Source organism: Herbidospora sp. NBRC 101105 (genome assembly GCF_030269205.1).
Taxonomy (GTDB): Bacteria; Actinomycetota; Actinomycetes; order Streptosporangiales; family Streptosporangiaceae; genus Herbidospora; species Herbidospora solisilvae.
Genome location: NZ_BSSX01000006.1, coordinates 21,233 through 44,569 on the forward strand (window position 1 = coordinate 21,233; position 23,337 = coordinate 44,569).

The 23,337-nt window shown below is 70.4% G+C and carries 24 protein-coding genes; 17 read left to right on the forward strand and 7 right to left on the reverse strand.

The features are described 5' to 3' along the window. Positions 1-31: 31 nt before the first annotated feature. The 4 genes from QSK34_RS23820 to QSK34_RS23835 all read left to right on the forward strand — a co-directional run bounded on the left by QSK34_RS23820 (position 32) and on the right by QSK34_RS23835 (position 2,917). Positions 32-1,009 carry a TerC family protein gene (locus QSK34_RS23820; protein WP_285586777.1) on the forward strand — a complete coding sequence of 326 codons (978 nt, stop codon included), beginning with the start codon at positions 32-34 and terminating at the stop codon, positions 1,007-1,009. A gap of 140 nt (positions 1,010-1,149) precedes the next feature. Next, entirely contained in the window at positions 1,150-1,782 is a 633-nt protein-coding gene (locus QSK34_RS23825) for a phosphatidylserine decarboxylase (protein ID WP_285586779.1), read from the forward strand. Continuing rightward, positions 1,769-2,599 (forward strand): CDP-diacylglycerol--serine O-phosphatidyltransferase, encoded by an 831-nt coding sequence (gene pssA / locus QSK34_RS23830; protein ID WP_285586781.1) that lies wholly within the window; start codon positions 1,769-1,771, stop codon positions 2,597-2,599. The genes QSK34_RS23825 and pssA overlap by 14 nt, the downstream gene beginning before the upstream one ends. Positions 2,600-2,644: 45 nt before the next feature. Next, positions 2,645-2,917 carry a hypothetical protein gene (locus tag QSK34_RS23835; RefSeq protein ID WP_161483082.1) on the forward strand — a complete coding sequence of 91 codons (273 nt, stop codon included), beginning with the start codon at positions 2,645-2,647 and terminating at the stop codon, positions 2,915-2,917. 1 nt (position 2,918) lies between these two features. Here QSK34_RS23835 and QSK34_RS23840 read toward each other — a convergent pair whose 3' ends face one another. Next, positions 2,919-3,557: an MBL fold metallo-hydrolase gene (locus QSK34_RS23840; protein ID WP_285586783.1), complete on the reverse strand. Its 639-nt coding sequence runs from the start codon at positions 3,555-3,557 to the stop codon at positions 2,919-2,921. A 4-nt stretch (positions 3,558-3,561) separates the two neighbouring features. Then, on the reverse strand, positions 3,562-4,263 hold the full coding sequence (locus QSK34_RS23845) for a maleylpyruvate isomerase N-terminal domain-containing protein (protein WP_285586786.1): 702 nt from the start codon (positions 4,261-4,263) through the stop codon (positions 3,562-3,564). 148 nt (positions 4,264-4,411) lie between these two features. Here QSK34_RS23845 and uvrA point away from each other — a divergent pair, with 148 nt between their 5' ends. From uvrA to QSK34_RS23905, 12 genes are all read left to right on the forward strand, one after another. Further along, positions 4,412-7,252: an excinuclease ABC subunit UvrA gene (uvrA, locus tag QSK34_RS23850; protein ID WP_161483085.1), complete on the forward strand. Its 2,841-nt coding sequence runs from the start codon at positions 4,412-4,414 to the stop codon at positions 7,250-7,252. A gap of 107 nt (positions 7,253-7,359) precedes the next feature. Then, positions 7,360-7,947 carry a Rieske (2Fe-2S) protein gene (locus QSK34_RS23855; RefSeq protein WP_161483086.1) on the forward strand — a complete coding sequence of 196 codons (588 nt, stop codon included), beginning with the start codon at positions 7,360-7,362 and terminating at the stop codon, positions 7,945-7,947. A gap of 140 nt (positions 7,948-8,087) precedes the next feature. Further along, a complete protein-coding gene (locus QSK34_RS23860; RefSeq protein ID WP_285586792.1) occupies positions 8,088-9,146 on the forward strand; it encodes a hypothetical protein in 1,059 nt (352 codons plus the stop codon). Positions 9,147-9,197: 51 nt separating this feature from the next. Then, on the forward strand, positions 9,198-11,099 hold the full coding sequence (gene uvrC, locus QSK34_RS23865; protein WP_285586794.1) for an excinuclease ABC subunit UvrC: 1,902 nt from the start codon (positions 9,198-9,200) through the stop codon (positions 11,097-11,099). Continuing rightward, positions 11,096-11,974, forward strand: coding sequence for an RNase adapter RapZ (gene rapZ, locus QSK34_RS23870; RefSeq protein ID WP_161483089.1), 879 nt, complete (start codon positions 11,096-11,098; stop codon positions 11,972-11,974). Before uvrC ends, rapZ begins: the two co-directional genes overlap by 4 nt. Further along, the gene (locus QSK34_RS23875) at positions 11,971-12,918 is read left to right on the forward strand and encodes a gluconeogenesis factor YvcK family protein (protein WP_285586797.1); all 948 of its coding nucleotides are present in this window, start codon (positions 11,971-11,973) and stop codon (positions 12,916-12,918) included. Before rapZ ends, QSK34_RS23875 begins: the two co-directional genes overlap by 4 nt. 63 nt (positions 12,919-12,981) lie before the next feature. Then, positions 12,982-13,962, forward strand: a complete 981-nt coding sequence (gene whiA, locus QSK34_RS23880; protein ID WP_030452232.1) for a DNA-binding protein WhiA — start codon at positions 12,982-12,984, stop codon at positions 13,960-13,962. Positions 13,963-14,129: 167 nt separating this feature from the next. Then, positions 14,130-15,134: a type I glyceraldehyde-3-phosphate dehydrogenase gene (gene gap, locus QSK34_RS23885; RefSeq protein ID WP_161483091.1), complete on the forward strand. Its 1,005-nt coding sequence runs from the start codon at positions 14,130-14,132 to the stop codon at positions 15,132-15,134. Next, positions 15,134-16,321, forward strand: a complete 1,188-nt coding sequence (locus QSK34_RS23890) for a phosphoglycerate kinase (RefSeq protein WP_285586802.1) — start codon at positions 15,134-15,136, stop codon at positions 16,319-16,321. The genes gap and QSK34_RS23890 overlap by 1 nt, the downstream gene beginning before the upstream one ends. 1 nt (position 16,322) lies before the next feature. Continuing rightward, entirely contained in the window at positions 16,323-17,087 is a 765-nt protein-coding gene (gene tpiA / locus QSK34_RS23895; RefSeq protein ID WP_285586804.1) for a triose-phosphate isomerase, read from the forward strand. A 116-nt stretch (positions 17,088-17,203) separates the two neighbouring features. Beyond that, positions 17,204-17,434 carry a preprotein translocase subunit SecG gene (secG, locus tag QSK34_RS23900; protein ID WP_030452236.1) on the forward strand — a complete coding sequence of 77 codons (231 nt, stop codon included), beginning with the start codon at positions 17,204-17,206 and terminating at the stop codon, positions 17,432-17,434. 72 nt (positions 17,435-17,506) lie between these two features. Further along, positions 17,507-17,854: an RNA polymerase-binding protein RbpA gene (locus tag QSK34_RS23905; RefSeq protein ID WP_081898407.1), complete on the forward strand. Its 348-nt coding sequence runs from the start codon at positions 17,507-17,509 to the stop codon at positions 17,852-17,854. A 49-nt stretch (positions 17,855-17,903) separates the two neighbouring features. Here the strand turns inward: QSK34_RS23905 and QSK34_RS23910 are convergent, their stop codons facing one another. Next, positions 17,904-19,490 carry an amidohydrolase gene (locus tag QSK34_RS23910; RefSeq protein WP_285586811.1) on the reverse strand — a complete coding sequence of 529 codons (1,587 nt, stop codon included), beginning with the start codon at positions 19,488-19,490 and terminating at the stop codon, positions 17,904-17,906. A gap of 1 nt (position 19,491) precedes the next feature. Beyond that, positions 19,492-20,880, reverse strand: coding sequence for an NAD(P)/FAD-dependent oxidoreductase (locus QSK34_RS23915; protein WP_285586814.1), 1,389 nt, complete (start codon positions 20,878-20,880; stop codon positions 19,492-19,494). 189 nt (positions 20,881-21,069) lie between these two features. Between QSK34_RS23915 and QSK34_RS23920 the strand changes: the two genes are divergently transcribed. Beyond that, positions 21,070-22,101 carry a GNAT family N-acetyltransferase gene (locus QSK34_RS23920; protein WP_285586817.1) on the forward strand — a complete coding sequence of 344 codons (1,032 nt, stop codon included), beginning with the start codon at positions 21,070-21,072 and terminating at the stop codon, positions 22,099-22,101. A 57-nt stretch (positions 22,102-22,158) separates the two neighbouring features. On the opposite strand, the gene QSK34_RS23925 is transcribed toward QSK34_RS23920, so the two are convergent. The 3 genes from QSK34_RS23925 to QSK34_RS23935 are packed head-to-tail and all read right to left on the reverse strand — an operon-like array spanning position 22,159 to position 23,334. Further along, positions 22,159-22,512, reverse strand: a complete 354-nt coding sequence (locus QSK34_RS23925; protein ID WP_353051430.1) for a Clp protease N-terminal domain-containing protein — start codon at positions 22,510-22,512, stop codon at positions 22,159-22,161. Then, complete coding sequence (locus QSK34_RS23930) at positions 22,513-22,779, reverse strand: Clp protease N-terminal domain-containing protein (protein ID WP_285586821.1); 267 nt, start codon at positions 22,777-22,779, stop codon at positions 22,513-22,515. It lies immediately after the preceding gene. Positions 22,780-22,827: 48 nt separating this feature from the next. After that, positions 22,828-23,334: a GNAT family N-acetyltransferase gene (locus QSK34_RS23935; protein WP_285586830.1), complete on the reverse strand. Its 507-nt coding sequence runs from the start codon at positions 23,332-23,334 to the stop codon at positions 22,828-22,830. Positions 23,335-23,337: the final 3 nt, after the last annotated feature.

A 23,337-nucleotide genomic window follows, 5' to 3' on the forward strand; every position in this document is an offset into this window, starting at 1 on the left:
CGCCGGAGGGATTAAGGAATTGGACATTCCCGTGTGGGGTTGGGCTGCCGTCATCATCGGCCTGCTCGTGGTCATCGCCGTCGACCTGTGGGTCGTCGACCGAGGGGAGCCCAGAGAGTTCTCCCTCCGTCAGGCGGGATTCTGGGTGGGTCTCTACGTCGCGCTCGCCGTGCTGTTCGGGATCGGCCTGCTGATCTTCGCGGGCCCGCAGCAGTCGGGTGAGTTCTTCGCCGGTTACATCACCGAATACAGCCTGAGCATCGACAACCTGTTCGTGTTCTTCATCATCATGTCCAGGTTCGCGGTGCCGAAGGCCTACCAGCACAAGGTGCTGACGATCGGCATCCTGATCGCGCTGGTCATGCGCGGGTTCTTCATCGTCGTCGGCGCCGCCGCCCTCAACTCCTTCCACTGGCTCTTCTACGTGTTCGGCGCGATCCTCCTCTACACCGCGTACACGATGATCCGCGACCACAACAAGAGCGAAGAGGACTTCGACGAGAACATCCTGCTGCGCTACGCGCGCCGGGCGTTCCCCACCACCCCCGACTACGTCGGCTCCAAGATGATCGTCCGGGTCGACGGCAAGAAGATGGTCACCCCGATGCTGATCGTCATGATCGCCATCGGCAGCACCGACCTGCTGTTCGCCCTCGACTCCATCCCCGCGATCTTCGGTCTGACCACCGACGCGTTCATCGTCTTCACCGCCAACGCGTTCGCCCTGATGGGTCTGCGGCAGCTCTACTTCCTGCTCGGCGGTCTGCTGCAGCGCCTGGTCTACCTCAGCTACGGCCTGGCCTTCATCCTCGCCTTCATCGGCGTGAAGCTGATCCTCGAGGCCATGCACGATGTGGTCGACTGGGCGCCGAAGATCCCGATCCAGGTCTCGCTGAGCGTCATCATCGGCACGATGGTGATCACGACGGTGGCGAGCATCATCAAGTCCCGCCGCACCCCTCCGGCCGTCGACGCGGACGCCGCCCCGGAGCAGGCGGAGCGCCACTAAGGCCTCGAAACCCCTCGGGGGTGCCGCGCTTGACGCGAAAGAGGACGGTTAGGGACTGTGGCATCGGTAACATAACTGCCTAAGTCGCAAATCCGTCCTCTAGTCGCAAAAGAGTACAAAGGCTCCTAGTGTCGAACGAAATGGAAAGTCCTCGCCCGCGCATACGGCTCGCGCGCGGTGTGTCGCCGTGGCTGGCTCCGACAGCGGCCGCGGCGGCCGTCACCGCGGCGCTGACCGCTCGGTCTCCCAAGTGGGCTCTCGCGGCGGTGCCGCTGACGGCCCTCACGGGAGGGATGCTCTGGTTCTTCCGTGATCCTGACCGTTCGCCCGGCGCCGGGCGGCTGCTCTCGCCCGCCGACGGCGTCGTGCAGAGCGTCGACCCCTGGCCCGATGGCCGCACCCGTGTCGCCATCTTCATGAGCCCCCTGAACGTCCACGTCAACCGCGCCCCCGCCGCCGGGACCGTCGTCTCGGTCGAGCACATCGCGGGGGGCTTCGTGCCCGCGTTCAACAAGGACAGCGACAAGAACGAACGTGTGGTGTGGCACTTCGACACCGCGCTCGGCGACATCGAGATGGTCCAGATCGCCGGGGCCGTCGCGCGCCGAATCGTCCCCTATCTGCAGGCCGGCGCGAAGGTCGCCCAGGGCGACCGCGTCGGGCTGATCCGGCTGGGCTCCCGGGTCGACCTCTACCTGCCCGAGGGCGTCGAGCCCGCCGTGACCGTCGGCGACAAGACCGTGGCTGGGGTGACCCGCATTGACCGCGCCTGATATCAGGGCCGGAACCTGGTCCGTCGAAGAAGAGGAAGAACCGATAGGGCCGGTCGGCAAGGCGTTCCGCCTGTCGGCGGCCGACCTGCTGTCTCTGGGCAACGCGTTGTCGGGGTTCCTGTCGGTGGTCGTGCTGGCGTACAGCGCGATCGACCAGCTCAGGATGACCGGCAAGTTCGAGCCCGACCCCCGGTTCTTCGGGACCGCCGTCGTGCTGCTGCTCGTCGGCGCGACCTGTGACCTGTTCGACGGGCTGGTGGCCCGCCGGTTCCGGGCCTCGGCGATGGGCGCCGAGCTCGACAACCTCGCCGACGTGATCAGCTTCGGCTTCGCGCCGGCGTTCATGATCGTCATCTGGGGCGGCTTCGACGCCCCGCTGCCCCTGTGGCTCGTGCTGGCCGCCGCGGCGTCGGTGCTGCTCGCGGGGGTGACCCGGCTCGCCCGGTTCGCCTGCGTGAAGACCAAGAGCGGCGACTTCATGGGCCTGCCCATCCCCATGGGCGCCATGACGATCGTCTCGATCGTGCTGCTGTTCCAGCCGACGATCTGGACGATCCTCGGCATCTTCGCCACGTCCTACCTGATGATCAGCCGGATCGAGTACCCCAAGCCGAAGGGCAACCTGGCGGCCGTCGTGCTCGGCTGGATGATGATCAACGTGGCCTGCCTCACGATCTGGGCGGCCGGTCTGCCCGGCGGCGACCAGCTCATCCAGGTCGGCGCGATCATGCAGATCGCGATCGTGTCGGCGATCCCGCTGCGGGTGCTGATGTTCAAGCGGGCCCAGCGCAAGGAACGCCGCGCCGCCGACTCGTGACGGGGCGGCTGTCCCGGGGCGGTGCCGCCGTTGTTGAATGGGCACATGGCGACCGCCCCGCGTGAGCTGACCCGGTCCTACTTCCTCGGCAAGCTGGCGCGTGAACTCGAACAGCGCGGCTTCGACGTCACCCTTCGGCTCGATCCGCCGTCGCTGAAGGTGAGCGACCCCGAGGCCGCCCTGCTCAACGAGACCGTCGACTGCGTCTCGCTGCAGGGCGGCTGGTTCTACCGGTGGTCGTGGGGCGAGGTCGTCGAGAGCGCCGAGGAGCCCGACGCCGCCGCCACGCTCATCGCCAGGGTGCTGGGCGCGCGCTGACCTACCAGCCGCGCGCCTTCCACTCGGGCAGCGCGGGACGCTCGGCCCCGAGCGTGGTGTCCTTCCCGTGGCCGGGATAGACCCACGTCTCGTCGTCGAAGCGGTCGAAGACGCGCTCCACCACATCGGTGTAGAGCTGGGTGAACCGCTCCGGGTCCTTCCAGGTGTTGCCCACGCCGCCCGGGAACAGCGAGTCTCCCGTGAAGACGTGGCCCGGGTAGTAAAGGGCGATCGAGCCCGGCGTGTGCCCGCGCAGGTGGATCACCTCCAGGTCGGTCACCCCGACGGTCACCCGGTCGCCGTGGTCGACGGGACGGGCCTCGACCGGCAGCGCCCCGGCGTCCTCGCGGCCCGCCACCACGGTCGCGCCGGTCGCCCTGACGACCTCCTCCAGGGCGCCCCAGTGGTCGCCGTGCTGGTGGGTGGTCACGATCACGCTGATGGGCTGCCTGCCGATCAGCTCCAGGATCCTCCCGGGCTCGGCGGCGGCGTCGATCAGCATGCCGTCGCCGGTCTCCCGGCAGCGGATCAGGTAGGTGTTGTTGCCGAAGTCGCCGACCTCCATCTTGGCGATGGTGATCTTCTCCAGTTCCCGGACGTCGGCCGGGCCGCCCTTGGACACGTCTCCCGTATAGGTCATGAGATCACGCTAGGCCGTCGGGGGCCGACCGGACCATCCAGGGCGGGGGAGCCGGGAAGCCGTCGGGGCTGTGCCGGCCGATCAGCCAGGCGACGAGCTCCCGCTTGGCAGCCCGCAGGTCGGGGCCGTCGGCCCCGGTGATCGTCTCGCCGGTGTCGGTCGCGGTCAGGCTCCGGTACGTCGGCTCGTCCGCCAGCGCGGGGGAGTCGCGCCACTCCCAGTGGACGTAGCGGTCGGGCCAGTCGCGCCAGGTGTAGGCGGTGCCGAGGTCGCCGTGGTGGATCTCGACCTCGCGCAGGCGGCGCATGACGACGTACCAGGCGGGGTGCTCGGGCGGGCGGGTGCCGCTGATCAGGGCGTTCCACCGGTCGTCGGGCATCGCGTCGGCCGCGGCGGCGAACCGGGCGGTGCTCTCCTCCAGGTCGGCGAGCTGCTCCTTGGCGGGCCTGGCGTAGCCCGCCTCGATGCCGGCGTCGCGTTCGGCGGCGTCGCGGTACTGCGGGGTGACCACGCCCGTACGGGCCCAGGTGAGCAGGTTGACCAGAGAGTCGGCGTTGCGGGCGACGTGGGTGACCACGTGGCCGCGGGTCCAGCCGGGCAGGGCCGAGGGGGCGCGCATCTCGTCGTCGGACAGGGCGGCCACGGTGGCGATCAGCCGGGCGTCGGCGGCCTGGAGCTCCGCCCGGTAGTCGTGAAGGAGGGACATGGCTTCATCCTCGTCCACGGGACAACAGGTTTGACCGCCTGCATACTCTGGATGAGCAGGGGGAGACCGGCCGGGCCGGTTTTTGTCGGTGGCGGCGGATAGCCTGCCCGACGCACACCTGTAGACCCCAACGACCATCGGGAACGCTGTGGCTGACCGTCTCGTCGTGCGTGGCGCACGCGAACACAATCTGAAGGACGTCTCTCTCGATCTCCCCCGAGACGCCCTGATCGTCTTCACCGGGCTGAGCGGCTCCGGCAAGTCCAGCCTGGCCTTCGACACGATCTTCGCCGAGGGCCAGCGGCGCTATGTCGAGTCGCTGTCGGCCTATGCCCGGCAGTTCCTCGGCCAGATGGACAAGCCCGACGTCGACTTCATCGAGGGCCTGTCCCCGGCGGTCTCGATCGACCAGAAGTCGACCAGCCGCAACCCCCGCTCGACCGTCGGCACGATCACCGAGGTCTACGACTACCTGCGGCTGCTGTGGGCCCGCATCGGCAAGCCCCACTGCCCCACCTGCGGGCGGCCGATCGCCCGGCAGACCCCGCAGCAGATCGTCGACCGCGTCCTGGAGCTGGAGGAGGGCACCCGCTTCCAGGTGCTCGCGCCGGTCATCCGGGGCCGCAAGGGCGAATACGCCGAGTTGTTCCGCGAGCTCCAGACCAAGGGCTACGCCCGCGCCCGCGTCGACGGCACGATCATCCGCCTGGAGGAGCCGCCGACCCTCAAGAAGTACGAGAAGCACGACATCGAGGTGATCGTCGACCGGCTGGCGGTCAAAGACTCGGCCCGCCGGCGCCTGACCGACTCGGTCGAGACCGCGCTGCAGCTGTCGGGCGGCACGATCACCCTCGACTTCGTCGACCTGGAGGCCGACGACCCCAACCGGGAGCGCTTCTACTCCGAGCACCTCTACTGCCCCTACGACGACCTGTCGTTCGAGGAGCTGGAGCCCCGGTCGTTCTCGTTCAACTCGCCGTTCGGCGCCTGCCCCGAGTGCACGGGCCTCGGCACCCGCATGGAGGTCGACCCCGAGCTGGTCGTCCCCGACCCGGAGAAGACCCTCGGCGACGGCGCGCTGACCCCGTGGGCGGGCGGCCACACCAGCGACTACTTCGAGAAGCTGATGGAGGGCCTGGGCAACGCGCTCGGCTTCGACCTCGACACCCCGTGGGAGAAGCTGACCCGCGCCCAGCAGAACGCCCTGCTCCACGGGCACAACGAGCAGGTCCACATCCGCTACAGCAACCGGTTCGGGCGCCAGCGCTCCTACTACACCGACTTCGACGGCGTGATCCCGTGGATCCAGCGCCGCCACGCCGAGTCCGAGAGCGACGCGGTGCGGGAGAAGTTCGAGGGCTACATGCGGGAGATCCCGTGCCCGGCCTGCAAGGGCCGCCGCCTCAAGCCGGTCTCGCTCGCGGTGACCGTCGGCGGGTCGTCGATCGCCGAGGTCGCGGGCCTGTCGATCGGCGAGTGCGCGAAGTTCCTGGCCGGGTTCAAGCTCTCCGAGCGCGACATGCAGATCGCCGAGCGGGTGGTCAAGGAGATCAACGCCCGCCTGGGCTTCCTGCTCGACGTGGGCCTCGACTACCTGACCCTCGACCGGGCCGCCGGCACCCTCGCCGGCGGCGAGGCCCAGCGCATCAGGCTCGCCACCCAGATCGGCTCGGGCCTGGTCGGGGTCCTCTACGTCCTCGACGAGCCCTCGATCGGCCTCCACCAGCGTGACAACATGCGCCTGCTGGAGACCCTGATCCGGCTGCGCGACATGGGCAACACCCTGATCGTCGTCGAGCACGACGAAGACACCATCGCGGCGGCCGACTGGGTGGTCGACATCGGCCCCGGCGCCGGCGAGCACGGCGGCCAGGTGGTCGTCTCGGGCACCGTCGAAGAGCTGCTGGCCAGCGAAGAGTCGCTGACCGGCGCCTACCTGTCGGGGCGGCGGGCCATCGCGGTGCCCAAGAAGCGCCGCAAGCGCGACCGCAAGCGCCAGCTCGTGGTGAAGGGCGCCCGGGAGCACAACCTCGGCGGCATCGACGTCGAGTTCCCGCTCGGCGTCTTCACCGCCGTGACCGGGGTGTCGGGCTCGGGCAAGTCGACGCTGGTCAACGACATCCTCTACAACTCCCTGGCCAAGGAGCTCCACGGCGCGAAGACCGTGCCGGGCCGGCACTCGCGGGTGACCGGGGTCGACCAGCTCGACAAGGTCGTCCACGTCGACCAGTCGCCGATCGGGCGCACCCCGCGCTCCAACCCGGCGACCTACACCGGGGTGTTCGACCACGTCCGGAAGTTGTTCGCGCAGACGACCGAGGCCAAGATCCGGGGCTACCAGCAGGGCCGGTTCAGCTTCAACGTCAAGGGCGGACGCTGCGAGGCGTGCGCCGGCGACGGCACCATCAAGATCGAGATGAACTTCCTGCCCGACGTCTACGTCCCGTGCGAGGTCTGCCACGGCGCCCGCTACAACCGGGAGACGCTGGAGGTCCACTACAAGGGCAAGACGATCGCCGAGATCCTCGACATGCCGATCGAGGAGGCGCTCGACTTCTTCGAGGCCATCCCGGCGATCAGCCGCCACCTGCGCACCCTCAACGACGTCGGCCTCGGCTACGTCCGCCTCGGGCAGCCCGCCACCACCCTGTCGGGCGGCGAGGCCCAGCGCGTCAAGCTCGCCTCCGAGCTGCAGCGGCGCTCGACGGGCCGCACGATCTACGTGCTCGACGAGCCGACCACCGGCCTCCACTTCGAGGACATCCGGCGGCTGCTGGGCGTGCTGGAGCGGCTGGTCGACGCGGGGAACACGGTCATCGTGATCGAGCACAACCTCGACGTCATCAAGACGGCCGACTGGGTGATCGACATGGGTCCCGAGGGCGGTTCTGGCGGCGGCCGGGTGGTCGCGACCGGCACCCCCGAAGACGTCGCGCTGGTCGACGGCAGCCACACCGGGCTGTTCCTGCGGAAGATCCTCGACCTGTAAGTGCATTTCTTCATATTCCGCCGGGATCCGGTAGGTCAGGCTGAACCGCGAACGGGGTTGGCCCCGTACCTACCTATGATCGCGAAGTCCCCCAGCGGAGGATGGAAATGAACGTTGACGGCACCTCTGAGCAGGAACAGGTCACGAGCGCGCTGACGCGGCGGGGCCTGGTCTTCGCGGTGGGCGGCGCCGGGCTGGCCGCCGCCCTGACGGCGTGCACCGGCTACTCCTCCGGCGCGGCCACCAGCGCCGAGCCGCCGGGCTCGGTGCCCGCCGACCAGGCCAAGCCCGCCTGGGGCGACAACCCGCCGCCGACCGGCGACGCCCAGTCCGAGGCGCCCCCGGCCGGCGAGCCGGACGAGGAACCGGCCGACCCGCCCGCGGAGGAGGAGCCGCCCGCGCAGGCCGCCAACGCCTTCGCCAAGACGGCCGACATCCCCGAGGGCGGCGGCAAGATCTTCGAAGCCGAGAAGGTCGTCATCACCCAGCCGACGCCCGGCAACTTCAAATGCTTCACGGCCGTCTGCACCCACGCGGGCTGCACGGTGGCCAGCATCTCGGGCGGCACCATCAACTGCCCGTGCCACGGCAGCAAGTTCAAGATCTCCGACGGGTCGGTGGCCGGTGGCCCCGCGCCGTCGCCTCTGGAGGAGAAGCAGATCACGGTCAGCGGCGACAGCATCGTCCTGGCGTAGTTGGACGGCGCGTGCTCCGCACGCGCGGCTCGGGCGTCGGGCGTGGGTGTTCTCACAGGCTCCCCGAATCGGAGCGGCTGTCGAGGGCGCCGCTTGGGGTGTCGGGGGTGCTCGGTTGACGGTCGGGTGATGATCATGGAGTGGTGTGGGGGTTCGCGCGGGCCGGTCGGCCGGGGTGGTTCGTACTGGCCGCGGGGGCGGTGCTGGGGTGGGGGGTGCTCGTCGCCTTCCGGCATGCCTGGCTGGCCGACTGGGATCTCCACGTCGCCACCCTGCGGGCGATGCTCGACGAGCCGACGGCCGGGGGGTGGACGCCGACGCCCTACGTCCTCGGGCTGGCCATGCTGGCCCGGATCTCCGGCGCGGGGCCCGAGACCGTTCTGGCGGGCGCCGGCATACTGAACGTCCTGCTGCTGCTGGTCGCGCTGCGGGCGTTCGGGCGGGAGCTCGGCGCGCGTGACTCCGTCGCGGCGCTGGCGGCGGTGTTCACGGTGGTCCTGTGGGGGGTCAGCGGGCTCGGGGCTACCGGGTTCCCGGGGCTCACCTCGTTGTCGTTCTCGTTCGCCTTCCCGTCGACGCCGGCCTTAGCGCTGATGGTGCTCACGTGGACGGTGTTCGTGCGGTTCCGCGAGAGCGGGCGCGGGCTCGTCGGGCTGGTGCTGCTGCCGCCGGCGATCCTGCTCGTCCATCCGTTCGCGGCCGTGGCGACGCTGCTCGGCGTGGTGGGCATCCTGGTGGCCCGGCGGTGGGAGTGGCGGCGGCTGGTGCTGATCGTGCCCGCGGGGGTGGGGGCGATCGCGCTCGCGCTCGCCTGGCCCTACCCCGACGTGACCGGGGTGCTGGCCGACTCTCCGGAGTTCTCGGAGGTGCACGCGCCGCTGGTGGAGGACCCCCATCTCCGGTACGGCCTCGCCCTGCTCGGCGTTCCCGCGCTCCTCTACGGGCTGCGCCGGCCGCTCGGCAGGGAACTGCTGATCATCGCCGCCCTCGGGACGGGCGTCGTCGGCGTGGCCGCGTGGGCGGGGCGCTACGAGTTCGCCCGGTTCGTGCCGGTCGTCGTGCTGACGTGCCATCTGGCGCTGGCGCGGCACCTGGGGGAGCGGATGACCGGGTGGCGGCCCTACGCCGTCGTGACCGCCATCGGGTGTCTCGCCGGGTTCGTGGCGGCGATGCCGCAGGTGATGGAGACGCTCCCATGATGTCCTCGATCATGGAATCGGAATGTCAGCGGGGGCGGATAGTCTTTGAGGGTGGCTGATCCGGCAACCTATCGGCCCGCACCCGGATCGATCCCCGAGTCCCCCGGCGTCTACCGTTTCAGGGATCCCTCCGGCCGGGTGATCTACGTGGGCAAGGCGAAGAGCCTGCGGCAACGACTGAACTCCTACTTCGCCGACTTCGCGGGCCTCCACTTCCGCACGCAGTCGATGCTGACCACCGCGGCCCGCGTCGACTGGACGGTCGTCGGCACCGAGGTCGAGGCCCTCCAGCTCGAATACTCCTGGATCAAGGAGTTCGACCCCCACTTCAACGTCAAATACCGCGACGACAAGTCCTATCCCTACCTCGCGGTGACGATGTCCGACGAGTTCCCCCGCGTCCAGGTGATGCGCGGCGCCAAGCGCAAGGGCACCCGCTACTTCGGGCCCTACAGCCACGCCTGGGCCATCCGCGAGACCGTCGACCTGCTGCTGCGCGTCTTCCCGGTCCGCACCTGCTCGGCGGGGGTGTTCAAGCGGGCCGGGCAGATCGGGCGGCCCTGCCTGCTCGGCTACATCGACAAGTGCTCGGCGCCCTGCGTCGGCCGGGTCACCCCCGAGCAGCACCGCGCCCTGGCCGAGGACTTCTGCGACTTCATGGCGGGCAACACCACCCGCTTCATCAAGCGCATCGAACAGGAGATGCGCGAGGCCGCCGCGGTCGAGGAGTACGAACGCGCCGCCCGCCTGCGCGACGACGTCCAGGCCCTGCAGAAGGCGCTGGAGAAGCAGGCCGTGGTGCTCGGCGACGCCACCGACGCCGACGTCGTGGCGCTGGCCGAAGACGACCTCGAAGCCGCCGTCCAGGTCTTCTACGTGCGCGGCGGGCGCATCCGCGGCCAGCGCGGCTGGGTGGTCGACAAGGTCGAGGAGTCCTCGCCCGGCGACCTGGTCGAACACTTCCTGATCCAGATGTACTCCGAGGCCGAGATCCCGCGCGAGATCCTCGTCCCGGCGACCCCGCCCGACCTCGACGCCGTGGTCGAGCTGCTCTCCGAGGCCAAGGGCGCCCGCGTCCAGGTGCGGGTCCCGCAGCGCGGCGACAAGAGGGCGCTCATGGAGACCGTGGAGCGCAACGCCAAAGAGGCCCTCACCCAGCACAAACTGCGCCGCTCCAGCGACCTCACCAGCCGGAGCAAGGCCCTGCAGGAGCTCGCTGAGGGGCTCGACCTCGACCAGGCGCCGCTGCGCGTCGAGTGCTACGACGTCTCCCACATCCAGGGCACCAACGTGGTCGCCTCGATGGTCGTCTTCGAAGACGGGCTGGCCCGCAAGAGCGAATACCGGCGGTTCCAGATCAAATCCACCGAAGGCGACGTCGCGTCCATCCACGAGGTCATCACCCGGCGGTTCCGCCGCTACCTCGAAGAACGCAGCGCCACCGGCGAGCTCGGCGGCGAACCCACCGGTGAGCCGATCGACCCCGACACCGGCCGCCCGCGCAAGTTCGCCTACCCGCCCAACCTGGTCGTGGTCGACGGCGGCCCCGCCCAGGCGGCGGCGGCCCAGCGGGCCCTCGACGAGCTCGGCATCGACGACGTGGCGGTGTGCGGCCTGGCCAAGCGGCTCGAAGAGGTCTGGCTGCCGGGCGACGACCAGCCGGTGATCCTGCCGCGATCGAGTGAGGCCCTCTACCTTCTGCAGCGGCTCCGTGACGAAGCGCATCGCTTCGCGATCACCTACCATCGTGCCAAGAGGTCCCGATCGCTCAAAGAGAGCGCTCTGGACGCGGTCCCCGGTCTCGGTCCCGCCCGGCGGCAGGCTCTTCTCCGTCACTTCGGCTCCGTGAAACGCCTAGGTGACGCGACCGCCGCCGAGATATGCGAGGTTCCCGGCATCGGGCCGGCGACGGCCGAGGCCATCGTCGCGGCGTTGAAGGGGGAGAGCGCATGAGCGACAACAAGTCCGGTGAGCCCGGGTTCGTGATCGTCACCGGCATGTCCGGCGCCGGGCGCAGCACCGCGGCCAAGGCGCTGGAGGACCTGGGCTGGTTCGTCATCGACAACCTGCCGCCCGGCCTGCTGTTCTCGCTGGCCGAGGAGGCCGGGCGGGTCAAGCTGGCCGCCGACCACGTCGCGGCGGTCGTCGACGTGCGGTCGCTGGCGTTCACCACCGACCTCAACGCGGCCATCGAGGAGCTCGACGGCCGCGGGGTCGAGGTGCGGGTGGTGTTCCTGGAGGCCAGCGACGACGAGCTGGTACGCCGGTTCGAGAACGTCCGCCGGCCCCATCCGCTCCAGGCGGAGAACCGCCTGGTCGACGGCATCGACCGCGAGCGGGGCATCCTGCGCGAGGTCCGGGCCAACGCCGACCTGGTGATCGACACCTCCAAGCTCAACGTCCACGAACTCCGCAAGAAGATCGTCTCGTTCTTCGGCGGGGAGGACCGGCCAGGCCTTAAGGTCAACGTGGTGTCGTTCGGTTACAAATACGGCCTTCCGGTTGATGCCGACCTCGTGGTCGACTGCCGTTTCCTGCCCAACCCTCACTGGGTGCCGGAGCTGCGGCCGATGAACGGTCTCGACGTCCCGGTGAGGGAATATGTGCTCAGCCAGCCCGGCGCCAAGGAGTTCCTCGACGGCTACGAGGAGGTCTTCGGCGTGGTCGCCGCCGGCTACACCCGCGAGGGCAAGGGCTACGCCACCCTCGCCGTCGGCTGCACCGGCGGCAAGCACCGCAGCGTGGCGATGGCCGAGCAGCTCGGCGCGCGGCTGCGCGAACGCGGCATGGACGTCCAGGTCAGCCACCGCGACGTGGGTCGCGAGTGAGTGACGACGCCCCCGCGAGACCGAGGGTCGTCGCGCTCGGAGGGGGCCACGGTCTGCACGCCTCCCTCTCCGCCCTGCGCCGGGTCACCACCGACCTCACCGCGGTCGTCACGGTCGCCGACGACGGCGGCTCCAGCGGCCGGTTGCGCCGCGAGCTCGGCGTGCTGCCGCCCGGCGACCTGCGCATGGCGCTGGCCGCGCTCTGCGGCGACGACGAGTGGGGCCAGACGTGGTCCCGGGTCGTCCAGCACCGCTTCCACGGCGAGGGCGACCTGCAGGGACACGCGGTCGGCAACCTGCTGATCGTGGCGCTCTGGGAGCTCCTTGACGACCCTGTCAAGGCGCTCGAGTGGGTCGGCCGCCTCCTCGGCGCCCACGGGCGGGTGCTGCCGATGGCCTCGGTGCCGCTCGACATCCAGGCCGAGGTGGAGCTCGACGGCGCGGTCACGATCGTCCGGGGGCAGGTCGCGTGCGCGCTCACGCCCGGCCGGGTGCGGGCGATTTCGCTCGTTCCATCCGATCCGCCGGTGTCTCCCGAGGCGGTCACGGCCATCCACGAGGCCGACTGGGTGGTGCTCGGGCCCGGCTCCTGGTTCACCAGCGTGCTGCCGCACCTGAAGGTGCCCGAGCTGGCCAGGGCGCTGGCGACCACGAGCGCCCGGCGGCTGGTCATCCTCAACCTGGCTCCCCAGCCGGGGGAGACCGACGGCTTCTCGCCCGAGAACCACCTGGAGGTGCTCCGCGACCACGCGCCGTCGCTGCTGGTCGACGCCGTCGTCGCAGATCGGGGCGTGGTTCCCGAACCGGGCGAACTGGAGAAGGCCGTGGTGGCCCTCGGGGGCCGTCTGGTATTGGCCGATGTGGGCGCCGCTGACGGATCTGCCAGGCATGACGCACCACGCCTTGCCGCTGTCCTGGACGAGATTTTCCGCGAGAAGCGGTGATACCCCCTAGTCAGCGTGCGAGAGACTAACGGCCATAGTCTGTTTGGGGGAGGACACGCGCTAATGGCCATGACAGGCGTGGTAAAAGACGAGCTGAGCCGTCTGCCGGTGCTGAAGCCCTGCTGCCGCAAGGCCGAGGTGTCGACGCTGCTGAGGTTCGCCAGCGGGCTCCATCTGGTGGGCGGCCGGATCGTGATCGAGGCCGAGCTCGACACCAACGTGACGGCCCGCCGCCTGATCAAGGACATTGGCGAGGTGTTCGGCCACAAGGCCGAGGTCCTGGTGCTGGCCCCGGCGGGGCTGCGGAAGGGGTCGCGTTACGTCGTGCGCGTCTACAAGGACGGCGAGGCGCTGGCGCGGCAGACCGGCTTGATCGACAACCACGGCCGCCCGGTTCGGGGCCTGCCCCGACAGGTCGTGTCAGGAGCGACGTGCGACGCCGAGGCCGCCTGGCGGGGCGCGTTCCTGGCCCACGGCTCGCTGACCGAGCCCGGCCGGTCGATGTCGCTGGAGGTGACCTGCCCCGGCCCCGAGGCCGCGCTGGCCCTGGTCGGCTCCGCCCGCCGGCTGAAGATCCACGCCAAGGCCCGCGAGGTGCGCGGCGTCGACCGCGTGGTCGTCCGCGACGGCGACGCCATCAGCGCCCTGCTGACCCGCCTCGGCGCCCACGACAGCGTGCTGGCCTGGGAGGAGCGCCGGATGCGGCGCGAGGTCCGGGCCACCGCCAACCGCCTCGCCAACTTCGACGACGCCAACCTGCGCCGCTCGGCCCGCGCGGCCGTGGCCGCGGGGGCGCGGGTGCAGCGGGCCCTGGAGATCCTCGGCGACGACGCCCCCGAGCACCTGGTGATCGCCGGGCGGCTGCGGGTGGAGCACAAGCAGGCGTCGCTGGAGGAGCTCGGCCAGATCGCCGACCCGCCCCTGACGAAGGACGCCATCGCCGGCCGCATCCGCCGCCTGCTCGCCATGGCCGACAAGCGGGCCCAGGACCTCGGCCTGCCGACCACCGAGGCGAGCCTCACGGCCGACATGCTGAGCGGCTGAAGACCCCACATCACAGCGCAATTTTTTACAGAAAGTCGCCCCGCTTTGCGGCTTTCTTACGCTATGCCGCCCTGCGGCAGACCCGCTTGGTCTAAACCAATTTGAGTCCGATAGGGTCTGCACCGAGGTTTCAGTCACGTAACGACGGACGAGGAGATCGGATCCCCGTGACCATCCGCGTAGGCATCAACGGCTTCGGCCGCATTGGCCGCAACTTCTGGCGAGCCGCCGCAGCCAGCGGCAAGGACATCGAGGTCGTCGCTGTCAACGACCTCACGGACAATGCCACGCTCGCGCACCTGCTCAAGTACGACAGCATCCTCGGCCGCCTCCCCTACGAGGTGAAGGCGACCGCTGACGAGATCATCGTCGACGGCAAGCCCATCAAGGCGTTCGCCGAGCGCGACCCGGCCAACCTTCCGTGGGGCGACCTGGGCGTCGACGTCGTCGTCGAGTCGACCGGCTTCTTCACCGACGCCAACAAGGCCAAGGTCCACGCCGAGAACGGCGCGAAGAAGGTCATCATCTCCGCTCCGGCGAAGAACGAGGACGTCACCATCGTCATGGGTGTCAACCACGACACCTACGACCCGGCGAACCACACGATCATCTCCAACGCGTCGTGCACCACCAACTGCCTGGCCCCGCTCGGCAAGGTCCTCAACGACTCCTTCGGGATCGAGAAGGGCCTCATGACGACGATCCACGCGTACACGCAGGACCAGAACCTGCAGGACGGCCCGCACGGCGACCTCCGCCGCGCCCGCGCCGCCGCGCTGAACATCGTCCCCACCTCGACCGGCGCCGCCAAGGCGATCGGCCTGGTGCTGCCCGAGCTCAAGGGCAAGCTCGACGGCTTCGCGCTGCGCGTGCCGATCCCCACGGGCTCGGCCACCGACCTGACCGTCGACCTCAAGCGCGAGGTGACCGTCGAAGAGGTCAACGCCGCGTTCAAGGCCGCCGCCGAGGGCCCGCTCAAGGGCTTCCTCACCTACACCGAGGACGAGATCGTCTCGAGCGACATCGTCACCGACCCGAGCTCCTGCATCTTCGACGCCGGCCTGACCAAGGTCTTCGGCAACCAGGTGAAGGTCATCGGCTGGTACGACAACGAGTGGGGTTACAGCAACCGCCTCGTGGACCTCATCGAGTACGTGGGTGCCTCGCTCTGATGCGTGGTCTCGACGAGCTCGACGTGAAGGGTCGGCGCGTCCTCGTGCGCGCCGACCTGAACGTTCCCCTCGACGGGGACGTGATCACCGATGACGGCCGCATCCGCGCCTCGCTCCCGACGATCCGGGAGCTGGCCGGCAAGGGCGCCAAGGTGATCGTCTGCGCTCACCTGGGCCGTCCCAAGGGCCAGGTCAAGCCGGAGTTCTCGCTGGCCCCCGTGGCGAAGCGGCTCTCCGAGCTGCTGGGCGAGCCGGTCGCCTTCGCCGCCGACGTGGTCGGCGACTCCGCCCGCGCCACCGTCGCGGCGCTGGAGGAGGGCCAGGTCGCCCTGCTGGAGAACCTGCGCTACGAGCCGGGCGAGGAGTCCAAGGACGACGCCGCCCGCGCCGAGTTCGCGGCCCGCCTGGCCATGCTCGCCGACCTCTACGTCGGCGACGGCTTCGGAGCGGTCCACCGCAAGCACGCGTCGGTCTACGACGTGCCCAGGCAGCTTCCCCACGCGGTCGGCGGCCTGATCGCCGCCGAGGTCGACGTGCTGAGGAAGCTGACCGAAGACCCGGCCCGCCCCTACGCGGTGGTGCTGGGCGGCGCGAAGGTCTCCGACAAGCTCAAGGTCATCGCCAACCTGCTGACCAAGGTCGACCGGCTGCTCATCGGCGGCGGCATGGCATACACGTTCCTCAAGGCCCAGGGCTACGAGGTCGGCAAGTCCCTCCTGCAGGAGGAGCAGCTCGACACCGTCCGCGGGTTCCTGAACGAGGCCGCCTCGCGCGGCGTCGACCTGGTCCTGCCGGTCGACATCCTCGCCGCGACCGAGTTCGCCGAGGACGCCGAGTACGAGGTCGTCGACGCCACCGCCATCCCGGCCGACCGGGAGGGCCTGGACATCGGCCCGCGCACCCGCGAGCTGTTCGCCCAGAAGCTGGCCGACGCCGAGACCGTGTTCTGGAACGGCCCGATGGGCGTGTTCGAGTTCGAGGCCTTCTCGGGCGGCACCCGCGCCGTCGCCGAGGCGCTCGTGCGCTCCGAGGCGTTCACCGTGGTCGGCGGCGGCGACTCCGCCGCGGCGGTCCGCAAGCTCGGCCTGCCGGAAGACGGCTTCTCGCACATCTCGACCGGTGGCGGCGCCTCGCTCGAATACCTCGAGGGCAAGGAACTGCCCGGCCTGATCGCGCTGGAGGACTGACGTGAGCCGCAAGCCGCTCATCGCCGGCAACTGGAAGATGAACAAGAACCACCTTGAGGCGATCAAGCTGGTTCAGGAACTCGCCTTCTCCCTGACCGACAAGGACTTCGACAAGGTCGAGGTCGCGGTGCTGCCCCCGTTCACCGACCTGCGCAGCGTCCAGACCCTGGTCGACGGCGACAAGCTCCGCATCGTCTACGGCGGCCAGGACCTGTCCGCCCACGACGGCGGCGCCTACACCGGGGAGATCTCCGGCGCCATGCTCGGCAAGCTCGGCTGCACCTTCGTGGCGATCGGCCACTCGGAGCGCCGGCAGTACCACGCCGAGGACGACGCCCTGGTCAACACCAAGGTCCAGGCGGCCTACCGTCACTCGGTGACGCCGATCCTGTGTGTCGGCGAGGGCCTGCCGGTCCGCCAGGCGGGCAACCAGGTCGAGCACACCCTCGCCCAGGTCGACGGCGCCCTCAAGGGCGTCACGGCCGAGCAGGCGAAGACGATCGTGATCGCTTATGAGCCGGTGTGGGCGATCGGCACCGGCGAGGTCGCCACTCCCGACGACGCTCAGGAGGTGTGCGGCGCGATCCGCGTGCGACTCGCCGAGCTGTACGACACGGAAGTCGCCGACGCCGTCCGTATCCTTTACGGAGGCTCGGTGAAGTCTGACAACGTCGCCGCGATCATGGCACAGCCCGACGTCGACGGCGCGCTCGTCGGCGGGGCCAGCCTCGACCCGGCGGAGTTCGTGAAGATCTGCCGGTTTTAGCGCAGATGTCGGCCTAGCTGGGTCATTATGGGGGTGCGACTTGACACCAGGTCGTACCCTCATAGAGCACGTTTGAATCGTCATGCCGCTCAGGCGCTATCCGGAAAAGGTCTACCGTGACTATCGGAATCTCCATCGCCCTCATTCTGTCGAGCTGCCTCATGGTGCTGCTGGTTCTGCTCCACAAGGGCAAGGGCGGCGGTCTGACGGACATGTTCGGCGGCGGCTTCGCCTCGTCGTTCGGCGGTTCGTCCGTCGTGGAGCGCAACCTTGACCGCCTCACGGTCATCACCGGCGTCGTGTGGTTCGTCTGCATCATCGCGCTCGGCCTGCTGCTCAAGCCGTAGCAGCCGCAAGCGTCACATAGGGTTCATTCTCTCCCCGTGTTCCCCGCGGGGCGATCGAGCGAGGAGTAATCCGTGGGTAGTGGCAACGCGATCCGTGGCAGTCGAGTCGGAGCCGGCCCGATGGGCGAGGCCGAGCGCGGCGAGGCGGCCCCCCGAGTGCGTGTCGCCTTCTGGTGCGCGAATCTTCACGAGACGCGTCCCAGTTTCGCCAGCGACGCGGCCGTCCCGGAGTTCTGGGACTGCCCCCGTTGCGGCCTGCCCGCGGGTCAGGACCAGGCCAACCCGCCTGCTCCGCCGCGCAACGAGCCCTACAAGACCCACCTTGCCTACGTGAAGGAGCGCCGGAGCGACAAGGACGGCGCGCAGATCCTCGCGGAGGCGCTGGAGCGGCTGCGCTCCTCCTCGCGTCCGATCTACTAGGACTTGCCGAAACGGCCCCGCTGCCCTGGCAGCGGGGCTTTTTCGTGCGTCAGAACACCTGGTCGCCGTCTATGAACGTGGCGCGGACCCGGGTGAGGGCGATCTCCTCGACCGGCTGGGCGAAGGGGTCGCGGTCGAGCACGACCAGGTCGGCCGGGCGGCCGGGTTCGATCACGCCCGCCGGCGACCCGTTGAGCCAGGCGCTTCCCTCCGTGTACGCCGTCATGATCGTGCGCAGGTCCAGCGCCTGACCGGGGAGGAACGGCGTCGCGGAGTGCCCGGCGTGGTGGGAGCCGGGCGGCTCGACCCGGTTGACCGCGACGTGCATGCCCTCAAGGGGGTCGGCCGACGACACCGGCCAGTCGGAGCCCGCCGCCAGGCGCGCGCCGGAGGCGACCAGGTCGCCGAACGGATACTGCCACGACGACCGGGGCTCGCCCAGGTAGGGCAGGGTGAGCTCGTCCATCTGGGGGCTGTGGGCGGCCCACAGCGGCTGGAGGTTGGCCACCGCGCCGAGCTTGGCGAACCGGGGCACGTCGTCGGGGGTGATGATCTGGAGGTGGGCGACGTGGTGGCGGTTGGCGGGGTCGGTGCCCTCCAGGGAGTCGAGCACCTCCCTGACGGCGCGCTCGCCGATGGCGTGGAAGTGCACCTGGAAGCCCAGCGCGTCGAGTTCGCGGACGTAGCCCTTCAGGAGCTCCGGATCCACATAGGACAGGCCCGTTCCGCCGCAGCGGCAGTAGGGCTCGATGACGGCCGCGGTGAAGTTCTCGGCGATGCCGTCCTGCATGATCTTGACGGCCCCGGCGCGGAACCTCTCCAGCCCCGCCGCCGAGGCGCGGCGCTCGACCAGTGACGGGATCTGCTCGGCGCCCCGCGTGCGGTCCCACCACAACGCCGCCACCACGCGGGCCTTCAGCAGGCCTCTCCCGGCCACCGACAGGTAGGTGGGGAGCTGGTCGTCGGAGCCGGCGTAGGAGCCGACGATGGCGTCCTGCCAGCCGGTGATGCCCAGGGAGAACAGGTGCCGCTGGGCGTCCAGCAGCGCGGCCTCCTGGTCGGCGGCGGTGGGGCGGGGGGTGAGGAGGCCGACCAGGTCCATCGCGCCCTCGTGCAGGACGCCGGTCGGGGTGCCGTCGGGGTCGCGTTCGATGCGGCCGTCGGCGGGGTCGGGGGTGTCCCTGGTGATGCCCGCCCGTTCCAGGGCCCGCGTGTTGACCCAGGCCGCGTGGTGGTCGCGCTGGATCAGGTAGGCCGGGCGGTCGAGGAAGTCGAGTTGCTCACGCCGGGGGAGACCGCCGGGGAAGGCGGCCATGTCCCAGCCGCCGCCCTGGATCCACTCGCGGCCGGGGTGGGCGGCGGCGTACTCGGCGATCTCCTGGAGGTAGGCGTCGAGGCCGTACACCTCCGACAGTTCGCACAACGCGCGTTCGAGGCCGGCCTGGACCGGGTGGACGTGGCTGTCGGTGAAGCCGGGCGTGAGCAGGCCGCCGGCCAGGTCGAACGGCTCCGCGGCCGGGGTGGCGACCTCGTCGGTCGCGCCCACGGCGGCGATGACTCCGTCGCGGACCAGCGCCGCTTCGGCGAAGCCGCCCGGGGTGAGGACGCGGCCTCCGTGGAACAGGGTCTCGGTCAATTCAGTGTCCTGTGATCTTGTCGGCGATTCTGGCCAGCACGGACGTGCGGGGCACGCCCCCGGCCTCCTGGGCGTCGGCGAGCCGGTAGAGACGGTACATCGCGTGCACCCCCGTCCAGCGCAGGGGTTCGGGCTCCCATTTGCGCACCCTGCGGCCCACCCAGGGCAGCGCGGTCAGGTCGGTCTCGCGGCCGAGCACCAGGTCGCGCAGGGTCCGCCCGGCGAGATTGGTCGCGGTGACGCCGTGGCCGGTGTAGCCGCCGGCCCAGCCGAGGCCGGTCGAACGGTCCAGCCCGACGGTGGCGCACCAGTCGCGCGGCACGCCCAGCACCCCCGACCAGGCGTGCGCGACCCTGGTCGAGCGGGCGGCGGGGAAGAAGCCGAGCAGCAGGCTCCAGAGGGCGTCGACCGTCCAGCCGTGGGTGTGGCCCCGGTCGTCGACCCGGGAGCCGTAGAGGTAGGGGCGGCCCCGGCCGCCGAAGGCGATGCGGTCGTCGGCGGTGCGCTGGGCGTACATGTAGTAGTGGGCGAAGTCGCCGAGCAGTTCACGGCCCTGCCAGCCGACCTCGTCCCAGAAGCTCGGAGGGAGCGGCTCGGTGACGATCATGGAGCTGTTCATCGGGAGCCAGTCGCGGTGGTTGTCCTTCAGCGTCGCGGTGAACCCCTCGGTGCAGCGGAGGATCACGTCGGCGCGGACCGTGCCCCGCGCCGTCGTCACCCGGCCGGGCGCGATCCCGGTCACCTCGGTGCCCTCGTAGAGCTCCACCCCCAGGTTCTGTACGACCTCCGCCAGCCCCCTGGCCAGCTTCGCCGGCTGCACCCGCGCACAGTGGGGGCTCCAGGATGCCGTCAGGGCGCCCTCGACCCGGATGCGCTCGCCGACCGGCACCACCGACACGTCCTCGGGGCCCCAGCCCCAGGCGTACTGCGCCTCGACCTCCTGCTCCAGGCGCAGCGCCTGCGCGGGGGTCCGGGCGACGTTGACGACGCCGCCCTTCACCACGTCGGCGTCGACGCCCTCGGCCGCGCAGACGGAGATGACCTCGTCGACGGCGGTGAACAGCTCCCGCTGGAAGGCCCGCGCGGCCTCGGCGCCGTGGGTCTTGGCGTAGCGCCGGGGGCTGCCCGGCAGCAGCCCGGCCAGCCAGCCGCCGTTGCGGCCCGAGGCGCCGAACCCGGCGAACTCCTTCTCCAGGACCACGACGTGCAGCGACGGGTCGGCCTTGACCAGGTAGTAGGCCGTCCACAGGCCCGTGTAGCCGCCCCCGACGATCGCCACGTCGGCCCGCAGGTCGCCGCCGAGGCGGCGGGCGGGCTCGGGGACGCCGAGCGCCCGATACCAGTAGGAGACGTCACCGTTGGCGAAGGAATCGGAGAGCGGAGCGTTCATAGGGGCAATCCTGCTCTATCCGTCACCGACGCCGCATCTCACGACGGAACACGTCGTCGTGGACGGTATTAAGCACCGTTATGCGAAGTCTTAACAGAATTTGTCATGACGAAACGGATGGCACACCGTCATGTAGCAAATGCGTAACAACGCTCCCCCAGGCTGGGACGCAGCGGAGGGAGAGATGTTATGGGGTTTCTGCGGATCAGGACGACGGTCGACGAACGTCCCGGGCGGCTGGCGTCACTGGCGTCGGCGCTCGCGGCCAAGGGCGGCAACATCCTCGGCCTGTCCGTGCAACCCGACTCCGACGGCACCGTCGACGAGTTCATCGCCGACATCCCGGCCTCGGCGGACGACGTGCGGGTCGCCCTCGAGGAGGCCGGCGGCCGGCGCGTCAGGGTCGTCCCGGCGACCGCCCACGAGCTGACCGACGAGCCGACGCGGGTGCTGCTGCTGGCCGCGCGGCTGCGGGCGATGCCGTGGCGGCTCCCGGAGATCCTCGGCGACCTGCTCCGCGCCGACGACGCCCGCTGGGTGTTCGGCGCCGCGAAGGGCGAACTGCCCGACCCCACCCTGCTCGTGGTGCCGGTGGCGCAGCGCCGGTCGATCCGGCTGCGACGGACCGGCCTGCCCTTCACCATGACCGAGGCGGCCCGCGCCGCCGCGCTGGTCCGGCTGGCCCAGCCGCCGGCCGACCCCGTCTCGGCCGAGCGCGACCTCACGCTGACCGACGGGACGCGGGTGCGCGTGGAGTCGCTGGCCCCGATCTACCGCGAGGCCGTACGCGACCTGCACGAACGCTGCTCCCCGGAGACCCGCAGGTTCCGTTACTTCACCGCGGCACCCAGCCTGCCCCCGAGGGTCTTCGACCGGCTCTGCGACCGGTCGAAGGGCCACTCGCTGGTGGCCGGGCACGACGGCCAGGTGGTCGCGCTGGCCAGCCTGAACTTCGGCGCCGAGCCCGGCACCGCCGAGTTCACCCTCCTCGTCGAGGACCGCTGGCAGGGCCGCGGCCTCGGGGCCGCCCTGACCCGGATGCTCCTGGAGGAGGCCCGTGACCTGGGCCTGGCCGAAGTGCGGGCCACGCTCCTGTCCGACAACGCGCGCATGCGGAGTCTGCTGATCTCCCTCGGCGCCACGCTCGGCTACACCGAGGACCCCGGTGTGGTCGAGGCGCGGATCGCCGTGGGTGTGCTGGCGCCGGTCGTCCCGGCCTAGACCGCGCCACACGAACATTCCGGTCCGGGGCGGCTCAGGGGCCCCGGACCGGAATGATCACTTTTCCGGATCGGGCGGCGCGCCCATCGCGTCGAGCCGCCGGTGGAGGCTTTCGAGGCTCTCCAGGACCTTCTTCATGGTCTGCCGGTCTTCTCCGTGGCGGCGGAGGGTGGCCTGGATGATGTGGTCGCCCGGATCGGTCAGCCGGTCGATGACCGACCGGTCCTTCGCGCCCTGGGCGGTCATGCGCCGTTCGAGCGCGTCCTCGGCCACCTCGGGCGGGATGCCGCACTCGGCGAGCGCGTGCACGGCGATGCCCTGCCCCTCCCGGAGGGTGGCGAGCAGGATGTGCTCGGTGCTGACGTACCTGTCATTGCGCCGCATGGCCTCACGGAGCGCCAGCGCGAGGATCTACTTCGCGCGGGGGGGGAAGGGGACGGTGGCGATCTCGCCCGGGGGCGGGGTCTCCGGTTCGCCGACGAGGCGGGCGACGACGGCCCGTACGTGTTCGAGGTCGGCCTGGCACTCGGTGAGCGCCTGGGCGGCCAGGCCGTGGCCCTCCCTGATGAGCCCGAGCAGGATGTGCTCGGTGCCGAGGTGGCGGTGGCCCAGGTGGCGGGCCTCTTCGCCGGCGAGCATGATCACTTGGCGCGCGCGGTCGGTGAATCGCTCGAACACGGGTTTCCTCCGTGTCGTCTCCGTGGGGAGTGTGGGGGACTGCTCCCACTATGCGCCGGATACGGCGGGTGCGCGAAGCGTGTAGACGTGGACGGGCCCGTGCTCGCCCCTGCGGGTCCGGGTGCGGATCATGCCCAGCTTCTCGGCCAGCCGCTGGGAGGCGGTGTTGGCGGCGTCGGTCTCGGCCACCACCTCGGGCGCGCCCCGGTCCTCGAAGGCGAACCTCACCACCAGGCGGACCGCCTCCAGTGCCAGCCCCTTCCCCTGCCACTTCGGATCTACGCTGTAAAGGAGCTCGGCCGCGTGGTCGTCGGTGGTGCGCAGCCCGCACACCCCGATCTCGTCGCCGACGACGATCGCCCACAGGCCGTAGCCGTGGGAGGCGAAGTCGTCGCGGCTGTCGCCGACGATCTCGGCCACCAGCTCCACCGATACCAGCGCGTCGTCGAAGAGGTGCCGCCGCACGCTCGGCTCGTTCCAGTGCACCAGCAGCCAGGGGGCGTCCGCCGGGGTGATCGGGCGGAGCGTCAGCCGGTCTCCGCGCAACTCGGTCATGCG